14 protein-coding genes are annotated in these 19666 nt (G+C 53.5%); 4 read left to right on the forward strand and 10 right to left on the reverse strand.

The window, feature by feature from the left end; translation table 11 throughout:
* Positions 1-75 precede the first annotated feature (75 nt).
* Complete coding sequence (locus OQ371_RS03545) at positions 76-2151, forward strand: BatA domain-containing protein (RefSeq protein ID WP_265992406.1); 2076 nt, start codon at positions 76-78, stop codon at positions 2149-2151.
* A 14-nt stretch (positions 2152-2165) separates the two neighbouring features.
* Here the strand turns inward: OQ371_RS03545 and OQ371_RS03550 are convergent, their stop codons facing one another.
* Positions 2166-2657 carry a dihydrofolate reductase gene (locus OQ371_RS03550; RefSeq protein WP_265992407.1) on the reverse strand — a complete coding sequence of 164 codons (492 nt, stop codon included), beginning with the start codon at positions 2655-2657 and terminating at the stop codon, positions 2166-2168.
* 4 nt (positions 2658-2661) lie between these two features.
* Entirely contained in the window at positions 2662-3573 is a 912-nt protein-coding gene (fmt, locus tag OQ371_RS03555; protein WP_265992408.1) for a methionyl-tRNA formyltransferase, read from the reverse strand.
* 311 nt (positions 3574-3884) lie between these two features.
* On the opposite strand from fmt, the gene greA reads away from it, so the two are divergent.
* The gene (gene greA / locus OQ371_RS03560; protein ID WP_265992409.1) at positions 3885-4358 is read left to right on the forward strand and encodes a transcription elongation factor GreA; all 474 of its coding nucleotides are present in this window, start codon (positions 3885-3887) and stop codon (positions 4356-4358) included.
* A 92-nt stretch (positions 4359-4450) separates the two neighbouring features.
* On the forward strand, positions 4451-4840 hold the full coding sequence (locus OQ371_RS03565) for an HIT family protein (RefSeq protein WP_265992410.1): 390 nt from the start codon (positions 4451-4453) through the stop codon (positions 4838-4840).
* Between the two features lie 39 nt (positions 4841-4879).
* Here the strand turns inward: OQ371_RS03565 and OQ371_RS03570 are convergent, their stop codons facing one another.
* The 3 genes from OQ371_RS03570 to OQ371_RS03580 all read right to left on the reverse strand — a co-directional run bounded on the left by OQ371_RS03570 (position 4880) and on the right by OQ371_RS03580 (position 9117).
* Entirely contained in the window at positions 4880-5878 is a 999-nt protein-coding gene (locus OQ371_RS03570; RefSeq protein WP_265992411.1) for an NAD(P)H-dependent glycerol-3-phosphate dehydrogenase, read from the reverse strand.
* A gap of 189 nt (positions 5879-6067) precedes the next feature.
* On the reverse strand, positions 6068-7486 hold the full coding sequence (locus OQ371_RS03575; protein ID WP_265992412.1) for an efflux RND transporter periplasmic adaptor subunit: 1419 nt from the start codon (positions 7484-7486) through the stop codon (positions 6068-6070).
* A gap of 110 nt (positions 7487-7596) precedes the next feature.
* Positions 7597-9117, reverse strand: coding sequence for a TolC family protein (locus OQ371_RS03580; RefSeq protein WP_265992413.1), 1521 nt, complete (start codon positions 9115-9117; stop codon positions 7597-7599).
* Positions 9118-9178: 61 nt separating this feature from the next.
* On the opposite strand from OQ371_RS03580, the gene OQ371_RS03585 reads away from it, so the two are divergent.
* Positions 9179-10006: an aminotransferase class IV gene (locus OQ371_RS03585; RefSeq protein ID WP_265992414.1), complete on the forward strand. Its 828-nt coding sequence runs from the start codon at positions 9179-9181 to the stop codon at positions 10004-10006.
* Between the two features lie 9 nt (positions 10007-10015).
* Here the strand turns inward: OQ371_RS03585 and OQ371_RS03590 are convergent, their stop codons facing one another.
* The 5 genes from OQ371_RS03590 to OQ371_RS03610 all read right to left on the reverse strand — a co-directional run bounded on the left by OQ371_RS03590 (position 10016) and on the right by OQ371_RS03610 (position 19652).
* Positions 10016-10705, reverse strand: a complete 690-nt coding sequence (locus OQ371_RS03590) for an ABC transporter ATP-binding protein (protein ID WP_265992415.1) — start codon at positions 10703-10705, stop codon at positions 10016-10018.
* A gap of 99 nt (positions 10706-10804) precedes the next feature.
* On the reverse strand, positions 10805-13174 hold the full coding sequence (locus OQ371_RS03595; RefSeq protein WP_265992416.1) for an ABC transporter permease: 2370 nt from the start codon (positions 13172-13174) through the stop codon (positions 10805-10807).
* A 213-nt stretch (positions 13175-13387) separates the two neighbouring features.
* Positions 13388-14941, reverse strand: a complete 1554-nt coding sequence (locus tag OQ371_RS03600; RefSeq protein ID WP_265992417.1) for an ADP-ribosylglycohydrolase family protein — start codon at positions 14939-14941, stop codon at positions 13388-13390.
* A 17-nt stretch (positions 14942-14958) separates the two neighbouring features.
* Complete coding sequence (locus tag OQ371_RS03605; RefSeq protein ID WP_265992418.1) at positions 14959-16539, reverse strand: RagB/SusD family nutrient uptake outer membrane protein; 1581 nt, start codon at positions 16537-16539, stop codon at positions 14959-14961.
* Between the two features lie 29 nt (positions 16540-16568).
* On the reverse strand, positions 16569-19652 hold the full coding sequence (locus OQ371_RS03610) for a SusC/RagA family TonB-linked outer membrane protein (RefSeq protein WP_265992419.1): 3084 nt from the start codon (positions 19650-19652) through the stop codon (positions 16569-16571).
* Positions 19653-19666 lie beyond the last annotated feature (14 nt).

A 19666-nucleotide genomic window follows, 5' to 3' on the forward strand; every position in this document is an offset into this window, starting at 1 on the left:
AATTCGTTACAGCCCGAACAACATTGATTTGTTTGGCCGTTATAAAAGAAAATAATCGTTCCAGCGAACTGTTTGATGAGTTTCCTATATCCTTCTTTTCTGTTTGGGCTACTGGCTGTCTCTGTCCCTGTTGCCATTCACTTATTTAATTTCCGCCGGACGCGCCGGGTGTTTTTCACCAACGTCGCCCTGCTGAAAACCGTCCAGACCGAAACCAAATCGTTCCGGCGGCTGAAACACTACCTGATTCTGCTGTTCCGGTCGTTGTTTGTCATCTGTCTCGTACTCGCGTTTGCCCAGCCGTTTATTCCCAGCAAAAGCCGATTGGGTTTGTCAAGAACGGGCCTGACGAGTCTGTACCTGGATAACTCGTACAGTATGCAGAACGAGCTGAACGAAAAACGGTATCTCGACATTGCCACCAGTAAGCTGGATCAACTCCTGGGACTTTTTCGCAATGCAACTTCGCTACAGCTGGTTACCAATGATTTCAGCAGCCAAGAACAAACCGTTGGTACGGCCGATGCCCTCCGCGACCGCGTCACTACCATCCGGTTTGCGCACACGCCCCGCACCCTGGCTGATGTATACCGTCGGCAGCTAAACCTGCTGGCCACCAACAACCCGAGTGGTCCGAACCAGTTGTTCTGGTTTTCCGATTTTCAGAAAAGCACCGTTGGCGACCTGTCCCGGCTGAGCATTGACACCACCAACCGGCTTTTTCTGGTACCGCTGGAGACCCAGCCTACCAAAAACGTTTTCGTAGATTCAGTCTGGCTCAGCACCCCGTTTATCCGCGAATTGCAGAATAACACGCTCAACGTTCGCGTCCGGAATAGTGGCGAAGAATCGGTGCGCAACCTGCCCATTAAACTCTTTATCGACCAAACTCAGGTGTCGACGGCTTCGGTTACCTTGCCGGGCAAGGGAGAGGCCACGGCCAGCCTGAACTTCAACGTCACCCAAAAAGGGTTTCGGCGGGGCCGCATCACGTTTGAAGACTATCCGATTACCTTCGACAATGAATACTACTTCGTCATTCAGGCGTCGCCGTCCATTCGGGTTCTGCACCTGTACGACCAGAAGAGCGAGGCCAATTACGTCGAGAACGTTTACGGCAACGACAGTTTGTTTGTCCGGCAGAGTTTTAGCGCCCAGAACGTGGACGTGGGCCAGTTTAAAACCGCCGATCTGGTTGTGCTGGAAGGACTCAATCAGGTTGGCGGCACCTTGCGCAGTGAACTCGAACGGTTTGTGCGTCAGGGCGGCAGCCTGATTGTGATTCCGCCCACCACGCCAAACGCCACCGCCTGGTCGTCGTTTCTGGCAAGTTTGGGCGCGGGTGGTCTGCAAACCCAGACCCCTCCCCTGCCTTCATCTCAACCGCTTTCGGCTCCCAACCGTCAGAGTCCATTCTTTCGGGATATTTTCGAGCGGACCAGCCAGCAGGGCATCGAAAATCTGCCCAACGCCGTGCCGGTATGGCAATGGCGGGTGGTGGGCGAACGGCTGCTGACTCTCCGCAACGGCACGCCTTTCCTGACGCAATCCCGGACGGGCGGTTCGGCTGGTGGTCAGGTTTATATTTTTGCCAGCCCATTGAATACCGACTACGGGAATCTTGCCCAGCACGCGCTGTTTGTGCCCATCATGTACAAAATTGCCGCGTTGAGCGTACGGCCCCAGCGTACGGCCTACTCGTTTGACGAAAATACCATTGATATCGGGGTCAGTAATGCCTCCCCCAACGCCGTCTATAAGTTGAAGCGTGACAAACTGGAGATCATTCCCATCCAGCGCGTAAACGGCACGCAACTGATTATGGAACTGCCCAAAAGCAACCAGTTGAACGACGGCCAGCAACTGGCTTCGGGGTATTACGAATTGCAACTGAACGGTAAAACGGAGAAGTTGCTGGCGTTTAACCACGGCAACCGGGAGTCGCAGATGGATTTTTATACATCCGACGAACTCCGGCGCATCTTTGCGGGCCAGCCCAATGTACAAGTCTTTGACAGCATTCAGGACGATGATTTTGTCGACGAACTCCGGCAGCAAAATCTGGGCACCAACCTGTGGAAATACTTTATCATTGCCGCCCTGGTTTTTCTGCTGGCGGAGGTAGCCGTGATCCGGTTTATGAAAGGGTAATGGCTCTCAGCAGGCTATCTGCGCTCCCAGACCACAAAATCAAACGCTACGGCGTGCCGGTCGTCGGTGGGATGATGCCGTCGGCTCACTTCCCGCCAGTTGGCTTTGTCAAAATCTGGAAACCAGGCGTCGCCGTCAAAAGAAGCCTTCACTTCCGTGAGGTACAGTCGGTCAGCGAAGGGAATGGCCTGTCGGTAGATCTCGGAACCCCCAATCACGAATATTTCCGGAACAGCGGTTTTTCGGGCTTCTTCCAGCGCTTTTTCCAAGGAGTCAACCACCACAACGCCTGCGGGCTGGTAATCTGGATTGCGGGTGATGACGACGTTCAGGCGGTTAGGCAGCGGCTTTCCCAGCGACTCGAATGTTTTCCGGCCCATCAGGATCGGGTGCCCGGAGGTAGTTTGTTTGAAGTATTTGAAATCGTCAGGCAAGTGCCACACCAAATCATTTTCCCGTCCGATGACCCCTTTTTCGGCAACGGCGGCAATTAAGCTAATCAGCATTCTCTCAGATTTTATTCCCCCTAAAATAGTCTCCAATCGTCATTTTCCGCTTTCCCTCGGCCTGCAGTTCGTCTACCGACAACCAGGCATCCTCGGCTTTGATGAGCAGCGTATTTTTGCCATCCGAATAAGCCTCCCCGGGTTCTGCCGAAAAAGGGGATTGGTTGGCCACCGAAACGGCGTAAATCTTGTAGGCTTTCCCGTTGATTTTCGTCCAGGCCGTTGGATAAGGCGACATGCCCCGCACGAAATCCCGAACAGCTTCCGCCGATTGAAACCAGTTGATTTCACAGGTTTCGCGGTGAATTTTTGGAGCCATTTTCAGTTCATCCACCGCTGGCTGCGGAATACGCGGATACGTCCCCGACTCAATTGCCCGAACGGTTTTCAGCACCAGCCCCGCACCCCGTTCCATCAGCCGGTCGTGAAGCGTTCCGGCGGTGTCCTGCACATGAATCGGTTCGGTTTCCTGAAAAATCATCTGGCCGGTATCGATTTCTTTTTCGATGAAAAACGTCGTCACACCGGTTTCTTGTTCGCCGTTAATGATGGCCCAGTTGATCGGAGCCGCTCCCCGGTATTGCGGGAGCAGCGAAGCGTGCAGGTTGAAGGTGCCAATCCGGGGCATAGCCCAAACCACTTCCGGCAACATCCGAAACGCAACAACTACCTGTAAGTCGGCCTGATAGCTTTGCAGTTGTTCCAGAAAATCCGGATCGCGCAGCTTTTCAGGCTGCAATACTGGAATACCGGCCGCCACCGCTGCCCGCTTCACGGGCGATTCGGTCAGTTGCTGTCCGCGTCCGGCCGGTCGGTCGGGGGCCGTCACAGCTGCCACCACCTGACAGCCGTCGTCAAGCAGTTTTTGCAGGCTGGCAACCGCGAAATCGGGCGTCCCCATAAATACGATGCGCAAAGAATTACTTCTCAAAACCGTAACTAGTTATTTGCTCGAATTGCTGATTAGAGCGTTGGGAGAATCCCACGGAATTGTTATTTTTGTCCTCCTAAGTTCCACTATGAGTAGTCGAACAGCTATCCATACGATTCCGCAGAAAGGTTCCTGACGCTTCCTACAAAGAAACAAGATTTTGTATGGAGAACGGTCAGCGAACCGTTCTTTTCTTTTTTGTAGCCAAATCAACCGCTGGTGGTTTGCTGCAGCAGGACCGTAAGTGCTTAGGAACAATGAAACTAAAGGCAAAAGAATTTATAGAGTAATGTAACATGGGTAAAATTTCGTATTACACCGAAGAAGGACTTTCGAGGCTGAAAGCCGAATTAAATGAGCTCAAAACCAAAGGCCGAACTGATATTGCCCGCCAAATAGCCGAAGCCCGCGATAAAGGTGACCTGAGCGAAAACGCCGAATACGACGCAGCAAAAGATGCACAAGGTTTGCTGGAAATGAAGATTTCGAAGATGGAAGAAATCATTTCGAACGCTCGTCTGCTGGATGAATCCTCGATTGACACCTCACAGGTATCGGTTTTATCGACTGTAAAGATTAAAAACCGAAAAAACGGTGCCACCGTGACGTATACGCTGGTATCGGAAGAAGAAGCCGATCTGAAGTTGGGGAAAATCTCCGTAGGATCTCCCATCGGTAAAGGCTTACTGGGCAAAAAAGTGGGCGATACTACTGAAATCAAGGTTCCGGCCGGTACGCTGGAATTTGAAGTACTCGAAATCGGACGTTAATTTTTAATGACCAATGAACAATGAACCAGGCAGCTACCCGGGTAGCATTGCCTCTTTTACTGTTCATTATTCATTGGTCTTTATTGCATCCTATGGCTTCCATCTTCTCCCGCATTGTCAACGGCGAAATTCCGGCGCATAAAATTGCCGAAACCGACGACTACCTGGCTTTTCTGGACGCATTTCCCGTCGTGAAAGGACATACCCTGGTTATTCCGAAGCAGGAAATTGATTACCTGTTTGATCTGGATGACGAGTTGTATGCCGGGCTGATGAAATTTGCCAAACAGATTGCCCCCGCCATCGAAAAAGCCATTCCCTGCCAACGAATCGGCGTATCGGTCATTGGCCTGGAAGTGCCGCACGCTCACGTTCACCTGATTCCGTTAAACAGCATGGCGGACATGAACTTCAATAATAAACTGAAAATGAGCCAGGAGGAGCTGGCCGAAGTAGCCGCTCACATCCGGAGCTTCCTCTAACGTTCCCACCTGCACAGCCGGGTTGACAGGTACAGCGTGTTATTTCAAAACCGCTTTCAACGCATTCGTCGCCGAAACCGGCGACGTTTTTTCGTATAAAACCGTATAAACCATCTCCACAATCGGCATCGAAACACCGTAGTGCTGGTTGATTTCGTGAATGCTTTTGACGGCATAATAGCCTTCTGCAATCATATTCATTTCCATTTGCGCCGATTGTACGCTGTACCCGCGCCCAATCAGGTGCCCGAATGTCCGGTTGCGGCTGAACGGCGAATAAGCCGTCACCAGCAAATCGCCCAGATAAGCCGACGCGCTCAGATCGCGCTGCATCGGGTAAACCGTATCCACAAACCGACGGATTTCCTGCATGGCGTTGGACACCAGAACCGCCTGAAAGTTATCGCCGTAGCCTAATCCGTGCGTAATCCCGCAGGCCAGCGCAATAATGTTTTTCATGACGGCGCAGTATTCCACCCCGTAGATATCGTCGAGCGGAGAAGTTTGAACGAAACGGCCGTTGAACAAGTGCGCCACTTCCGAAGCAAATTCCAGATTTTGGGAAGCAATGGTCAAATACGACTGTTTTTCGAGAGCAACTTCTTCCGCATGGCAAGGCCCGGCAATGACGGCAATCCGACCGGCGGGCACTTCAAAGCTCTGCTCCGCCCAATCCGTGACCAGTTGGTTTTTTTCGGGAATCATGCCTTTTATGGCAGAAATAACACTTTTTCCGGCCAGGTGCGCGGGCTTCACCCCTTTCAGCGCATCACTGACAAAAGCCGCCGGAACCGCCAGAATGATGTGGTCGCTCACGCTCAGCGCATCCTTGATTTTCGTGCAGACCCGCACTTTCCGGGGGCTGATCTGAACGTCGCTCAGGTAGCTGGGGTTGTGGTGAAATTTCTTGATGTGGTCGGCGTCCCGCTGGCTTCGCAACCACCAGCGAACGTGGTTGTTTCCTTCCGATAAGATTTTAATGATCGCGGTGGCCCAACTGCCACCACCCACAACGGTTATCCGAGCGGCTTGATTCATAGGTGTTTTGATTGAGAAGATAGAACAGAGAACAGAGAGAAAAAACTTTCGACGCGTCAATCGGTCCGTCTTTTATCTCCTGTCTACCCTCTTTAGTCTTTGAGTAAAGGTCCGCAAAATACAAAAAACGCCCGCACCTCTCAATTGGGCAGGCGTTTTCGCTTTCTCAACCTAATCGTTCAATTATAATTATTCAGCCGGTTTTTCCGGTTTTTTGTCTTTGTTGGGATCCCGTTTCACCACCAAATCGCCATCTTTCAAGCGCTTCGATACCGCAATGAATGGCCCGGAAACGACTTCTTCACCGGGCTTCAGCCCCGATTTAATTTCGATGTTGTCAAAATCACTGATACCGGTTTTGACTTCCCGCTGAACTACCTTGTCGTTCTGACGAACAAACACAATCTCCTTAACTTCCTCTTTTTTAGTGGGTGCCTGATTGGCCGGTTTATTTTCCTGGTTACCATCCTCATCATTCGGGTTGCGGTTCATTGCTTCCTGAGCGGCTCCCCGGGTTGTGACGGCGGCAATCGGAACGGCCAGAACGCCGGGCCGCCGGTCGGTAATTACTTCAACGGAGGCCGTCATGCCCGGTTTTAAGGGATACGTCCGCTTGGCCCGCTGCGCCAGCAGGTCTTTGTAAGAGCTGTTGAGAACTTTGATCCGGACTTCGAACTCGGTTACGGCATCCGTTGAAAGGCTGGAGGAAGCACCACTGCTCGAACCGGTAGCGGCCAGCCCATTGGCAGTATTGGCTATTTCGGTAACAATCCCTTTGAATTTGCGGTTTGTCGTTGAGTAGGCATCCACATCAATATCAGCGGTATCGCCCACACTGACACGTACGATGTCGTTTTCGTTGACATTCACCCGAACTTCCATGTTGTTCAGGTTGGCAATCCGGAGCATTTCCGTACCCGCCATTTGCGACGTTCCGACCACGCGCTCGCCCAACTCAACGTTCAGCTTGGAAACGGTGCCGTTTACCGGCGCATAAATGGTTGTTTTTCGCAGGTTTTCGGTGGCGTCCCGCAAGCCTGCTTCGGCTCCGGCCACGTTAAACTCAGCCGCCTTGATGTTAGCCTGAACCGACTCGATTTCCTGTCGGGCCACGTTGTAATCCGCTTCGATCTGTTCAAAATCGGCCGCAGAAATTACTTTATCAGCCAGTAACTTTTTATTTCGCTCATACGTGGCTCTGGCGCGAATAAGCCGGGCCTGGGCCTGGGCCGCCAATGCTTTGGTTTGCTGGAACTGAGCCCGGCTGGAATTGACCGTAGCGCGGGCGCGGGCCAGCAGCGACTCGTAGTTATCCGGACGAATCTTTAGCAGCAGTTGCCCTTTTTTAACGGAGTCCCCTTCGGCAATGTACAGGGCAATGATTTCTCCGGACACATCCGGACTGATTTTCACTTCGACTTCCGGCTGAACCCGGCCCGAAGCGCTGACCCGCTCGATAATGTCAACTTTCTTGACTGCGGTAAAATCAACCTCGGTTGGTTTTTCTTTCCCAATCAGCCCAGCTTGCTTGGCGGCTACCAACCCGCCGATCAACAGGACCACAACACCGCCTAATATCCACCAGATGCGGTTTGATTTACGTTTCATACGCGAATGTTGAACAATGAATAATGAGCATGGATAGGATATTGAACACGCGATCTTCACATGGAAAGATGCAAATTATTCAATATTCATTATTCAATGTTCATTATTCGCTAAAAAGATAATGGTTTGTTTTGGTAAAAATCAAGGATTTTTGTCCGGAAAATATAATCAAATTTCGCTTGTACCAAGTTAGCCCGGGCTTTGTCCAGGTTATTTTTGGCAATATTATAATCTACTGAATTTAAAGCACCGGCGTTGAATCGACTTTCGGCCGCCCGAAAAGCCTGCTCCAGCGACTCCACTTGGATTGATGTAGCCCGGAATCGATTGGCCCCGGCTAACATATTGGTGTACGCCGTTTCAATGTTTTGCCGCAACGTCAATCGGGCATTCTGCGCATTCAACTCGGCGGTTTGCTGCTGAATCTTGGCGGTAGTAATCTGATTGCGCGACTGAAAATTTGTAAAAATTGGAATGCGCAAGCTAACAGACAAGGAGCGGTTCAGGTTATTGGTAACTTGATCGACGAAACCAACTCTTGAAGAGTTTGATCCATAAACCGTTTGGAAAATGGGTTCTTGTATACCATTGACTAAAATAAACTGACCGGGTATCTGCTGTTGTGTCACACGGCTGGTGTCACGCGAACTTTGACGGTTTGTACTTGATACAAAAGTGTAGAGGCTGGCATTCAACGTTAGAGAAGGATACAGTGCCCCCTTGGCTACTTCAACACCGGCAGCCGCACTGCGTACTCGCAAATCGGCACCTTGAATATCTGGCATATTTTCCAGTGCTATGTTATAGACCTGTTGGGCTGTGGCCGAGTACGGAGAAAACGTCGGATCGGGTACTTCCATGCGTTCGACATCGATATTCTGTCCACCCGGCACATTCATGGCTTGCAACAAAGCTAGCTTAGCCAGATCGAGATTATTTTGAGCCGTAACGATGGCTAGTTCATCATTGGCAACCTGAGCCCGTAGATCAAAGAGTTGAGCTTCCGCCAAAGTACCGGCATTGACCAACTTTTCCGTCCGTTCGAGTTGCCCCCGCGTGGTAGCCACCTGCCCCCGCGCGATTTCCAGTTGTTCCTGATAAGTCAATACGTTCAGATAGCTCTGAACAACCGTTAAGGCTACGGTATTATTGGTTGCTAGTAATTCTTTCTGACTGGCGTCCCGCGCTAAATCATATTGCTTGATCGTGTTGCGCTGGGAGAATCCATTGAAAATTGTCAGCGATGAATTAAGCTGGTAATTACTTGAACTTACGCTCTGCTGAGGAATAACAGTGTTGGTAAACGGGTCAATCTGCCGCCCCCCACCACTCAAGGATTGATTCGCACCAAAAGAAGCATTAGGAAGCAGATTCAGACGGGATTGGCGCAACTGCAAATCGCTGCTTTCCACTTGCAACTGACCCCGGCGGGCCTGAATATTGTTCTGCAAGGCAATTTCAACACATTGCCGCAGCGAGTAAACGGTTGAGCCCGTTGAACTAGCCGCTGCCGGCGTGTTTTGCACAGTTGTCTGAGCATCTGCTACATGCACGCTAAGCCCCAGTAGCGATGCCAGGATCGTCAATCTAAACCGGTTCACCGGGCCTTTGTTGGTAGTAAATCGCTTCATGGTTGTTCAATGTTACAAAGTATCTTGCGTACTCTTTACTTATTTTAGATAAACGGTGAAAATGCAAACGAACGTGGTTTTAAACGGGGATATACTGCGGGAAGAAGCCGTCTGGCTGTTGCCCAGCAACCGGGCATTCCAGTACGGCGACGGATTGTTTGAGACGATCCGTTACGAACACCACGAAGTCCAGTTCTGGCCCGACCATTACGACCGGCTTACCCGTGGCATGGCCGCCCTTTCGCTCCAACCCCTCCCCCTGCTCGATCAGGATCTTCTCCTGAGTCAGATTAACGACCTTCTGAAAGCCAACCAGCTCCTCGGTCAGCCCTCCCGCGTCAAGCTGCAAGTCTGGCGCCAGCCCGGCGGCCTGTATACGCCCACCAGCTTCCAGACGCACTACCTGATTACGGCCCGCTCCGGCCCGGCTTTCGCGCTTACGGAGAAAGCCCGTGTCGGTTTTTTTGATGCGTTTCGGCTGTCGCCTTCGCCGGTTTCGGCCTACAAAACGCTGAGCGCACTACCGTACGTACTGGCCGGTATTGCGAAACAACAGCAACAGGCTGATGACATGATCCTGCTGGATACCGGCGGCAACCTGGCCGAGTGCATTGCCTCCAACCTGTTCTGGCTCCTTGGCGACCAGCTTTTTACGCCCTCCCTCGACAGCGGCTGCATCGACGGAATCCTGCGTCGGCAACTCCTCCGCCGGGCTCCGCAACACGGCCTTACCGTTCGCGAAGGGCTTTTCAAGCCGGATGCGCTGGGTCAGGCGGATGCGGTATTTTGCACCAACGTCGCGGGTATTCAATGGATCCGGCAGATCGGTGAAACGGTCTATAATGAAAAACCGGTAGACCGAATCAAATCCATACTGGCAGGACCCTAGCCGACGGCTTTATTCGCTTTCCAACGATACGGGAAAGGATTCGAGCCAGCCGTCTTTCAGCCGCAGAATCCGGTTGCCATATTCGGCGTTGACTTCCGAGTGGGTCACCTGCACAATGGTGACGCCATCTTCCTTGTTCAGCTTTTTAAACAGTTCCATGATCTCCTTCGCCTGATCGGAATGCAGGTTGCCGGTGGGTTCATCGGCAAAGATTACCTTGGGCTGCGAAGCAACGGCGCGGGCAATGCCGACCAGTTGCTGCTGACCACCCGAGAGCTGCGTTGGAAACAGGTCTTTCTTAGCCACCATATTAAACCGGTCGAGCAGTTCGGCCACGCGGCTTTTCCGTTCCGACGACGACATGCCTTTATAGAGCAGCGGGGTTTCGATGTTTTCGTAAACCGTCAGTTCGTCGATCAGGTGGTACGCCTGAAACACAAATCCAATGTAGTTACGGTGTAACTCGGTACGACGTTTCTCCGATAGTTTCTGCACCGGCTGATCGTAGAACAGGTATTCGCCCTCCGACGGCTCCTCGAGCATGCCCAGGATGTGCAGCAGCGTGGATTTTCCCGATCCCGACGGCCCCATGATGGAGACAAACTCCCCTTCGCTGATATCGAGGGTGATGTTACGCAGCACGTACGTCTTACCGAAACCGGCCGGGTAGTACTTAGAAACGTTCTGTAGTGAAATCATACTTTGGTATAGTTGTAAAACAGTAAACTTCAGTTATCAGAGGATGAATAACAACCCATTAATTTACAGTTTATCGTTCATCCTTCATCATTAAATCACTTATTCGTTCCTCAGGCTGTCGGTCGGGTTTGCCAGGGCGGCCCGGTACGTCCGGAAACCGATGGTCAGACCGCCAATGAGCAGCATGGCCCCAAAACACACAGCCAGCGTTTCGGCGCCAACGGAAACGTGGTACGCAAACTCCTGCAAGAACAACCGGCCCAGGCTATAACCTGCCGGTAGGGCGATTAATCCGGCAATCAGCAACAGACTGACGAAACTTTTCGACAATAGGACCACGATCTGCATTACCGTTGCCCCCATCACCTTCCGGATTCCCACCTCCTTGGTCCGGGTTTCGGTGGTGTACGTAACCATTCCGAGCAAGCCCAGACAGGCGATGGACAAAGCCATCCCGATCAGCACGTAAAAGAACAGCTGGTCATCCCAATGCATGTGCTGCTCGTACAGTTCTTCTTGATACCAGCCATACGACAACGGTTCCCGCGGATTGATCTGTTTCCAGAGTTTTTCAATCCGTGACACCACCGTTTCGGCGGCTCCGCCAGCCACGCTCACCTGCAACACCCGGAAGCGTTTCGGCTCGTAGCGGACCATCAAGGGCATGATGGTCCACTTAAAGCTCATAAAGTTAAAATCTTTTAGCACACCGGCCACCTGTACATCCGTACTATCCAGCCAGAGCGTCTGCCCAACGGCTTGCTGCGGGCTTCCGAATTGCAAGGCCTTGACGGCCGTTTCGTTGATCAGGATAAAATGACCCGCCGAATCCGATACCGACTCGGGGAGGTTTTGCCCGGCCACCACCGTCAGCCCCATGCTCGGCACGAAATTGTGATCGACCGCAAAATTCTGAATCGGCACCGCATCCCCCCGTCTTTCGCGTCGCATTCTCCGGTCATCGGCGTAATGCCCCATGCTCTCAGACACAGCCCCAACCCGTTCGACGCCCACCTGTTTGGACAGACCGTTCGCCAGAAGTCGGTATTTGCCCACATCAGCCGCCGAGCCCGTCAACGGAATATTCAGGATGTTTTCGCGGTTAAAACCGTAATCGCCCGTGCCCATGTACGAAAACTGCCGGTACATCACCAGCATGAAAACAGCCGCCGTTAACGTCACCGAAAACTGAGCAACAATCAGGGCTTTCCGCCAGCCCACCCCCCGAAACAGGCGCGGCCCAATTTGACCCCGCAGGACCTGCATGGGTTGGTAAGCCGACAGAACCCGCGCGGGAACCAGCCCGGCCACCGCCCCCGTTGCCAGCGCAAACAGGCAAAAGTAGAGCCACAACGCGGCATCGTAACGCGTATTCTGCGTCAGTCGCTGCACAATCGGTAACGGCTCAACGGCCATTAGCAGGAGGTAGGCCAGTCCCAGAGCAAGCAGGGCAAGCACCGTTGATTCGATCAGAAACTGCCCGATCAACTGCGACCGTAGCGCCCCCGTTGCCTTCCGAACACCCACTTCCCGCGCCCGGCTCAGCGACCGGGCCAGCGTCAGGTTGACGTAGTTGAATCCGGCCAGCAGCAGGATAACCAGCGCCACCACCCCAAACGACAGCAAACTTCCGATCGTGGTTGCCCCGGCCCCGGTAATGCTGATCAAATCTTCCAGGTCGGGCGTAATTTCCGACATTGCCTGCGCCCGGAATCCGTATTGAATGGGTGATTTAGTGCCTAATAAGCGGTTAATTCGGGCCGACACGACCGGCAGAGCCTGATCAAGGGTTTGCCGCGTCATTCCTTTTTTCGCGAGAATGTATGTGCAGGCCGAATACGTATCGTTCCAGTTGGTGAGCTGCGCGTCGGTCTGACGGGTTGCCATCGACGCCAGCATCTCGAAATTCAGGTGGGATTTTTCGGCGGGAGCCAAAACGCCCGTCACGGTAAAATGGCCCTGGTCGCGAATCAGGACGGTTTTACCCACCGGATTGGCAGCTCCGAAAAACTTTTGTGCCGTCGCCGACGTCAGCACGACGGTATTGGGTTCAAGGGCCGGGCGGCCCGCTGATAGTTTGTACCCAAACATTTCAAAAAAAGTCGGGTCCACAAAAGCGCCCGACGCGTACAGCGTTTTGCCGTTGCCGCTGACTTCTCCCCGCAGCCCAAAATAAATCCGTGCGCTTTTCTCGATAAAGCCGTACTCCCGCGGCAGAAGATCGCCCAGCGGCAGGGGCGTCATGGCGAACGATTGTTTGTTTCCGTTCTGGCCGGTAACGTCGGTGATAATCCGGTACGTCCGCTCCGGATGCGGATGAAACAGATCGTATTCAAACGTGCTCTTTACCTGCATCAACGCCAGCAGACAAACCATTATTCCGGACGCCAACCCCACGACGTTAATGAAGGAAAACAGCTTATGCTTCCAGAGATTTCGAAACGCAATGACGAGGTAGTTGTGAAACATGTTGTTGCCAGATGAACGGACTGACTAGCCAAGCTCAAGGCTTATGCCAGAAAAACAATCCGTTGATAATTAACTGAATAAGTCCATCAAAAACAAAAGAGTGTCCGTCACCGGACACTCTTTTGTTCACAAACGGACAAGGTCGGCAAGGAGGCATAAATCCGGAAGCGTTGGGAGTTAATTGGCTGCCGTTTGTCCAAACCTCACCGGCTCCTATATTTCGGTTTTGAGCGGTTTATCGCCGTACGTCAGCAGGCTGCTCATCCGAATGGTATACTCCGGATTGGGGTTCAGCACTTTTACGCGGATGGTATGTTTCCCCTTGGGCATCTGATACTTCCAGAACAACTCGTGCCGACGCGCAATGAAGCTCACCGGCAGTTTAGCGGTTTCCACCAGTTTGCCGTCTACGTGAAGTTCAGCGTTGAATACAAAGGAGGTGTTGGACCGTTCGCGCGGGGCCGACGACCTTGCCGACGCATGGCCCATCAACACAAAGCCAATACCGTCGAAATCAGCGGTGTACTCATCCGCCAGCTCTTTCTGAATGCTTTTTTTCTCGATTGGGAAATGACCGGTAAAGGACTGCTCGAGCCGCACGGCTTTCGGCGTCTGGACCGCAATCGTTACGTTGTCGCCCGATACCTGACCGCCGTTTTTCTGCACCACCTGCAGGGCGTGTTTCAACCCCATCTGGTAAACGTCGTTCAGCGACATCGTGGTGTATTTGAAGTCGATGTCTTCCGCTTCGGCCAGCCCCATTTTCCAGTAAGCCGGTATTTTATCGTACCCCATCATCGTTCCCAGAATACCGCCCGCCGATGACGGGTTGCAGTCGGAGTCCTGGCCGCAGCGCGTGCTGATTTCCATCGTTTTGGTGAAGTCGCCCCCGCCGTACAGCAGGCCGATGACAATGTAAGCCGCGTTGATTTTGGCATCGATGTTGAACGGAGCGTGCACCCCGTCCGGGCAACCTGCTTCATCTGCCCATTTGCGCTGGGTTTCAAACCAGGTCTGTTTCCAGTCATTGGGGTATTTGGCGTGCCACTTGATTACATCGGCGATGCACTGGTAAAAGGTGCTCTGCGCCGGAATGGTTTTTAAGGCTTCCTTCACCACGTAATTTACATCGTTCGAAACAAAAGCCAGCGAATACATCGCGCCCACATACACCCCGCCGTACCAGCCGTCGCCGTAGTTCATGATGTGCCCAATGCCATCGCCCAGTTGAGCCGCCGTATTGGGCATACCGGGAGCCATCAAACCGGAGAAGTCGGCTTCGATCTGGAAATCAATGTCATCGGCGTGCGGATTGTTCAGCCAGTGCCCGGATTCGGGGGCTTTGATCCCGTTCAGAATGTTATAGCGCCCGGCCTGGTTGGCGTGCCAGAGCATGTACTCGGCGTTGGCGTAGGCTTTGGCGTGCGATTCCGTCGGTGCGTTCAGTCCTTCTTTCTCGTATACATCCACAAACGTGAGGTCCATGTACAGATCGTCGTACAGCCCGGGGTTGTTTACCATCGTGTGCTTGATATACCCGTCGTACCACGGTATTTTCTGGTAATCATTGATCATGGTTCCGGGGTAACGAAATTCCGTCGGTCCGCCGAACGTACAGCCAATGACCTGACCGGCCCAGCCGCCTTTGATTTTGTTCTGCAAAGCAGCTTTGGATAGGGTGATGGCTCTCGGGGCCACCGCTGGCTTCGGTCGCTGAAAAGCAGCGAAAACAACCAGACTTAGGGCTAACAAAAAGACTTTTTTCATCGAATGATCAGGTTAAATTACCAGTTAGGGTTTTGCGTTAAATTCGGATTGAGCTCCCGTTCCCGCTGCGGAATGGGCCACAGATAGTCACGGTCTTTGTTGAATACTTTCACAAAAGCGGGCAGGGAAATCGTGACCTGCTGGCCCGCCGGATTGGTGTAGGTCATGCCGTAAAGGATGCCCGGCACCACGGTTTCGGCGATCCGCCAGCGCCGGATGTCGAAGTACCGTAAGCCCTCAAACGCCAGTTCAACCTGCCGTTCGTTGCGCACCAGTTTCCGCATTTCAGCCTGCGAACCCAGCGTGGTGATGGCGGGCATTTTTACATCCGGACGGCTTCGCACCTGATTGATAGCCGCCAGCACACTCGGGTCAAGCTCATTGGCTTCAATTTTGGCTTCGGCATAGATGAGTAATACCTCGGCGTAGCGCATCAGAATCAGGTTGATGCCGCTGTTGTTGGGCTGCACCATATCGTCTTTGTTGAGGTACTTCCGGGTGTTGAAGCCCGTTCCGGTCGAGTTTTCAGAATTACCGATGGCGTCGCCCGTACCGCTGCCGGGCCGGGAGTCGTACGTTTTTCCGTTCGGGAGTTCAGAACCCAGCACGTAAATCGAATACCGAAGCCGGGGGTCGCGGTTGGCGTACGGGTTTTTCGGATCAAAACCGCTGGTCGGATCGGTGATTTCCTTGCCGTTGGCCATCCGGTACGCATCGACGGCCTGCTTGGTCGGCACGAAACTGTTGACCTGCGGAAAAACGCTGTTTGGCGTGGTGAGGCTAAAAATGTTGTTAGACTGGATATCCTTGACGTGCTGTTTGTCAAAAATCACTTCCGCGTTATTCTCGGCGGCATACGTAAACAGGTTTTCGTAAGACGGATACAAACTGTATACATTCAAATCCATGACCTGTTTGGCCGCAGCAGCCGCGTCTTTAAACCGTCCGGCGTAGAGCAAAGTGCGGGCGTTGATGGCCAGGGCCGCCCCTTTCGTTACCCGGCCTTTTTCGGTGGGGGTGGTGGGTAGCAGGGCCGCGGCTTCCGTCAACTCCTTGCTGATAAAATCCCAGATCTGGGCCACGGGCGTCCGGGTAATCTGACGACTTTCCTCCACCGTCATCGATTTGGTCACGAGCGGAACGTCACCGTATAAAATGGCCAGCTTAACGTAAAAATAGGCCCGCAGGGTGCGCACTTCGCCCTTCAGGCGGTCGATGAGCGCCGTGTTGGAGGTCGTTACGTTATCAACATTGTCCAGAAACGCGTTGGCCGCCTGAATGCCTTTGTAAGCGTCGTTCCACTCGTTCAGAACTTTGCCGTAGGTGGCATCATAAGCGCCCTTCTCGATTACGGATTCTTCGCGCCACATGAGCGTCACGTGCCCAATGTCCGACATGGCATCCCAGTTCGTGAAGTTAGCCGCCGTTTCCAGGTAGGTATACACGGCATTGGCCGCCAGCGTTGCATCTTTCTCGGTTTTCCAGAAAATTTCGGACGAAACCCGGTCGTTGGGAATCGTCTCCAGCAGGTCCGGGTTGCAGGCCGAGAGAAGGGCCGATACCGCGGAGACAAACAGGGAGGTTATTAGTTTTTTCATCGGTTTTTGCTTTTGGGTGAACAGGAAACCTAGAATTGGACATTGAGGCCCAGGGTGGATAATGCCGTCTGCGGGTACTGCTCGGTGCGTCCGCCGGGAATGGTTTCCGGGTCAACATTCCACTCGTTGAGCGACGCAAACGTCAGCAGGTTGGTGGTGGCAACGTATACGCTCGCCCGGCCAATGCCCACCCGTTTGGTGAGCGTCGACGGAATCTGGTACATGAGCTGGATGTTTTTCAGCCGCAGGTACGAACCGTTCATCAGGTCGCGGTCAGCCATCACAAAATTCCGCAGATCGTACTTCAGCGGTCTCGGAAAACGGGCATCCGGGTTGTCGGGCGTCCAGTAATTGTCCGTAATCAGTTTGTGGGTAAAACCGCCCCAGATGCCCATTTCGATGATGGCGCCACCGATTCGGGCCTTATGCCCCGCCGTGCCCTGAAAGAGCATACTCAACGAAAAGTTTTTATAGGAGAAATTCAGGTTGGAGCCGAAGGTGTAAATCGGGAAGCTCTGGCCCAGGTAGGTCATGTCCAACGGCGTTATTTTGCCGTCGCCGTTCAGGTCCAAAAACTTTACGTCGCCGGGCATCACCCCGGTTCGCATAGTCGGGTAGTTCTGAATTTCCTCCGGCGTCTGAAATAACCCGTCGGTGCGGTAGCCCCAGAACGAGTTGATCGGGTAACCCTCCGCCGTGATGTAACGCGTTTCGTTGCCGCCCGTGATGTACGGCCCGGTTCCCGCCAGATTCACCACGTTGTTGTGGTTGATCGTGAAGTTCAGGTTGGCGTCGAAGCCAAATTGCCCAAACTTGTTGTGCGCACCGACCGTAAACTCCCAGCCTTTGTTATCGACCCGACCGGCGTTCTGGGGCGCGGGCAGCAGCCCGAGCGTACCGGGCACCGGCAGGGTCAGCAGAATGTCGTCGGTTTTTTTGTTGTAATAATCGACGCTCAGCGAAAACCGGTTGTTCAGAAACTGCGCATCAATCCCCACATTGGACTGCGTCGTCGTTTCCCAGGTCAGTCCCTGGTTCGCAATCCGGGTTTGCTGGAACGTCTGCGCCGGAAGCCCGTTGAAGGAATATACACCCAGACTCAGCGTCGCCAGACCGCTGTACAAATCGACGGCTTGGTTACCGGTTTTGCCCCACGAACCGCGCAGTTTCAACTCCCCGATGTATTGCCCCAGATCCCCCCAGAATTTCTCTTCCGAAATCCGCCAGCCCGCCGATACCGACGGGAAGAAGCTGTAGCGATTATCGCCCAGAAACCGGGACGAACCGTCGTAGCGCCCGTTGGCTTCAAACAGGTATTTGTCCTGGTACGCGTAGTTCACTCGCCCGAAGTAGGACCGCAACCCCCAGGTGTATTCTACCCCGCCGTTGTTCTTGGTGGCGTCGTTGGTACCGGAGCCAATCGACTCAATACCATTGCTGTAGAACCCCTGCCGGTAGGCGCTCAGCGAACGGCCCCGGTTCGAAATCTGCGAATAACCGGCCAGCACATTGACGGTATGATCCCCAAAATTGGTGGTGTAATTCAAGAGATTATTGAGGGTGTACTCCCGAACGTCGTTGCGGTTTTCGGTCAGGCTGTTGAGCGGCACATTTCTCCGAATCACCGACGGGTTGAAATAATCCCGGACTTCGTAGCTGTTGGCGTAATTTTTTCCGGTTGTCAGGGTAATCCGGGCGCCGATCTGCGTAGTAAACTTCAGCCCTTTCACGATTTGCCATTCGCCCTTGAAATTTCCAAACAGGTACTCATCCAGCGTCCGGGCCGTACCGGCCAACTCCGCCGACACGAGCGGATTGTAGCCGTCGGAGCTGATGCCGTAGGTGCCGTCGGGGTAACGCGGAACCGTCCACTGCGACGTTTGCAGCATCTTGTTGAACACGTCGTTTTCGTTGATGGGCGACAGAATGTTATTCGAGCGGTAATTGACATCCGTTCCGAATTTCAGTTTGGGCGAAAGCTGGTAATCCGTGTTCAGGCGAATCTCGCCGATCTTCGAATCGGAATTCGGGATGATCCCTTTCTGCCCCTGATACCGTACACTCAGCAGCGCCCGGATGCTTTCCGTTCCCCCACTGACCGACAGCGAATGGTTCATCTGGGGCGCCGTCCGCAGCACCTCGTCGTACCAGACGTTCGGCAGCGGGTACTTCAGGCGGTCGGTGGCGTTGAGGTATTCCTGAATGTACGCGTCCGTGTAGATTCCCGGGCCGCCGGTTGAGTTGGTCCAGGCGATCTGCTGGAGTTTCAGGTAATCGGCCAGCTCCATGTGCACCGGGTTGTTGTTCGAATTTTGCAGGGCGTAATACCCGTTGTAGGAAATCGCCAGTTTACCCGCAGCCGCCCGTTTGGTGGTGAGCAGCACAACGCCGTTGGCCGCCCGCGAACCGTAGATGGCCGTCGAAGAAGCATCTTTCAGGACCGAGACGGATTCGATATCCAGCGGATTAATATCGCCCAATCGCTGTTCAATACCGTCCACAATCACCAGTGGTTCGTTGGCGCCCAGTGTTGTAATGCCCCGAATCCGCATCACCATGTTGGTTTTGCCGGGCCCCGCTCCCTGATCCAACACCGTCAGGCCCGGCACTTGTCCCTGCAAAGCCTGCTGCACGTTGGAGGTGGTTCGCTTGATGAGGTCCGTGCCCTTGACGGCGGCCACGGCCCCGGTCAGCGATTCTTTTTTGATGGTTGAATACCCCACCACCACCACTTCACCCAAGGCCTTCTCGTCGGGAGCCAGCTGGATGTTAATCGTAGTGCGACTGCCCACCACCATTTCCTGTGAAGCATACCCGACAAACGAAAAGACCAGCGTTGCACTGGCATCCGGAACGTCCAGCCGGTAGGCACCGTCCGCATCGGTATTGGTCCCGCGGGTGGTGCCCTTCAACACGACGCTAACGCCCGGAATGGCTTCGCCCTTGTCGCCCGTCACCCGCCCCGCTACCTGAATGACAGCGCGTGATTGGTTTAATTCATGATTGGAAAGCGGTGGCCCCGACGCCCAGACCGGAGTCAGGCAGAGCAGTTGACTAAAGAACCCAATTCCCGTCAGGAGATGCAGGGTTCTGAATCGTTGAGATGGCTTCATTGCGGTAAAAAGTA

It is taken from the genome of Larkinella insperata, assembly GCF_026248825.1.
Lineage (GTDB): Bacteria > Bacteroidota > Bacteroidia > Cytophagales > Spirosomataceae > Larkinella > Larkinella insperata.

What these genes read in the sequence shown, in the direction of transcription:
- OQ371_RS03575 (WP_265992412.1), bottom strand. Translation starts at nt 7,486, where the DNA reads ATGAAACGTAAATCAAACCGCATCTGGTGGATATTAGGCGGTGTTGTG.
- greA (WP_265992409.1), top strand. Translation starts at nt 3,885, where the DNA reads ATGGGTAAAATTTCGTATTACACCGAAGAAGGACTTTCGAGGCTGAAA.
- OQ371_RS03570 (WP_265992411.1), bottom strand. Translation starts at nt 5,878, where the DNA reads ATGAATCAAGCCGCTCGGATAACCGTTGTGGGTGGTGGCAGTTGGGCC.
- OQ371_RS03545 (WP_265992406.1), top strand. Translation starts at nt 76, where the DNA reads ATGAGTTTCCTATATCCTTCTTTTCTGTTTGGGCTACTGGCTGTCTCT.
- OQ371_RS03590 (WP_265992415.1), bottom strand. Translation starts at nt 10,705, where the DNA reads ATGATTTCACTACAGAACGTTTCTAAGTACTACCCGGCCGGTTTCGGT.
- OQ371_RS03565 (WP_265992410.1), top strand. Translation starts at nt 4,451, where the DNA reads ATGGCTTCCATCTTCTCCCGCATTGTCAACGGCGAAATTCCGGCGCAT.
- OQ371_RS03605 (WP_265992418.1), bottom strand. Translation starts at nt 16,539, where the DNA reads ATGAAAAAACTAATAACCTCCCTGTTTGTCTCCGCGGTATCGGCCCTT.
- OQ371_RS03595 (WP_265992416.1), bottom strand. Translation starts at nt 13,174, where the DNA reads ATGTTTCACAACTACCTCGTCATTGCGTTTCGAAATCTCTGGAAGCAT.
- OQ371_RS03585 (WP_265992414.1), top strand. Translation starts at nt 9,179, where the DNA reads ATGCAAACGAACGTGGTTTTAAACGGGGATATACTGCGGGAAGAAGCC.
- OQ371_RS03600 (WP_265992417.1), bottom strand. Translation starts at nt 14,941, where the DNA reads ATGAAAAAAGTCTTTTTGTTAGCCCTAAGTCTGGTTGTTTTCGCTGCT.
- OQ371_RS03580 (WP_265992413.1), bottom strand. Translation starts at nt 9,117, where the DNA reads ATGAAGCGATTTACTACCAACAAAGGCCCGGTGAACCGGTTTAGATTG.
- OQ371_RS03610 (WP_265992419.1), bottom strand. Translation starts at nt 19,652, where the DNA reads ATGAAGCCATCTCAACGATTCAGAACCCTGCATCTCCTGACGGGAATT.
- OQ371_RS03550 (WP_265992407.1), bottom strand. Translation starts at nt 2,657, where the DNA reads ATGCTGATTAGCTTAATTGCCGCCGTTGCCGAAAAAGGGGTCATCGGA.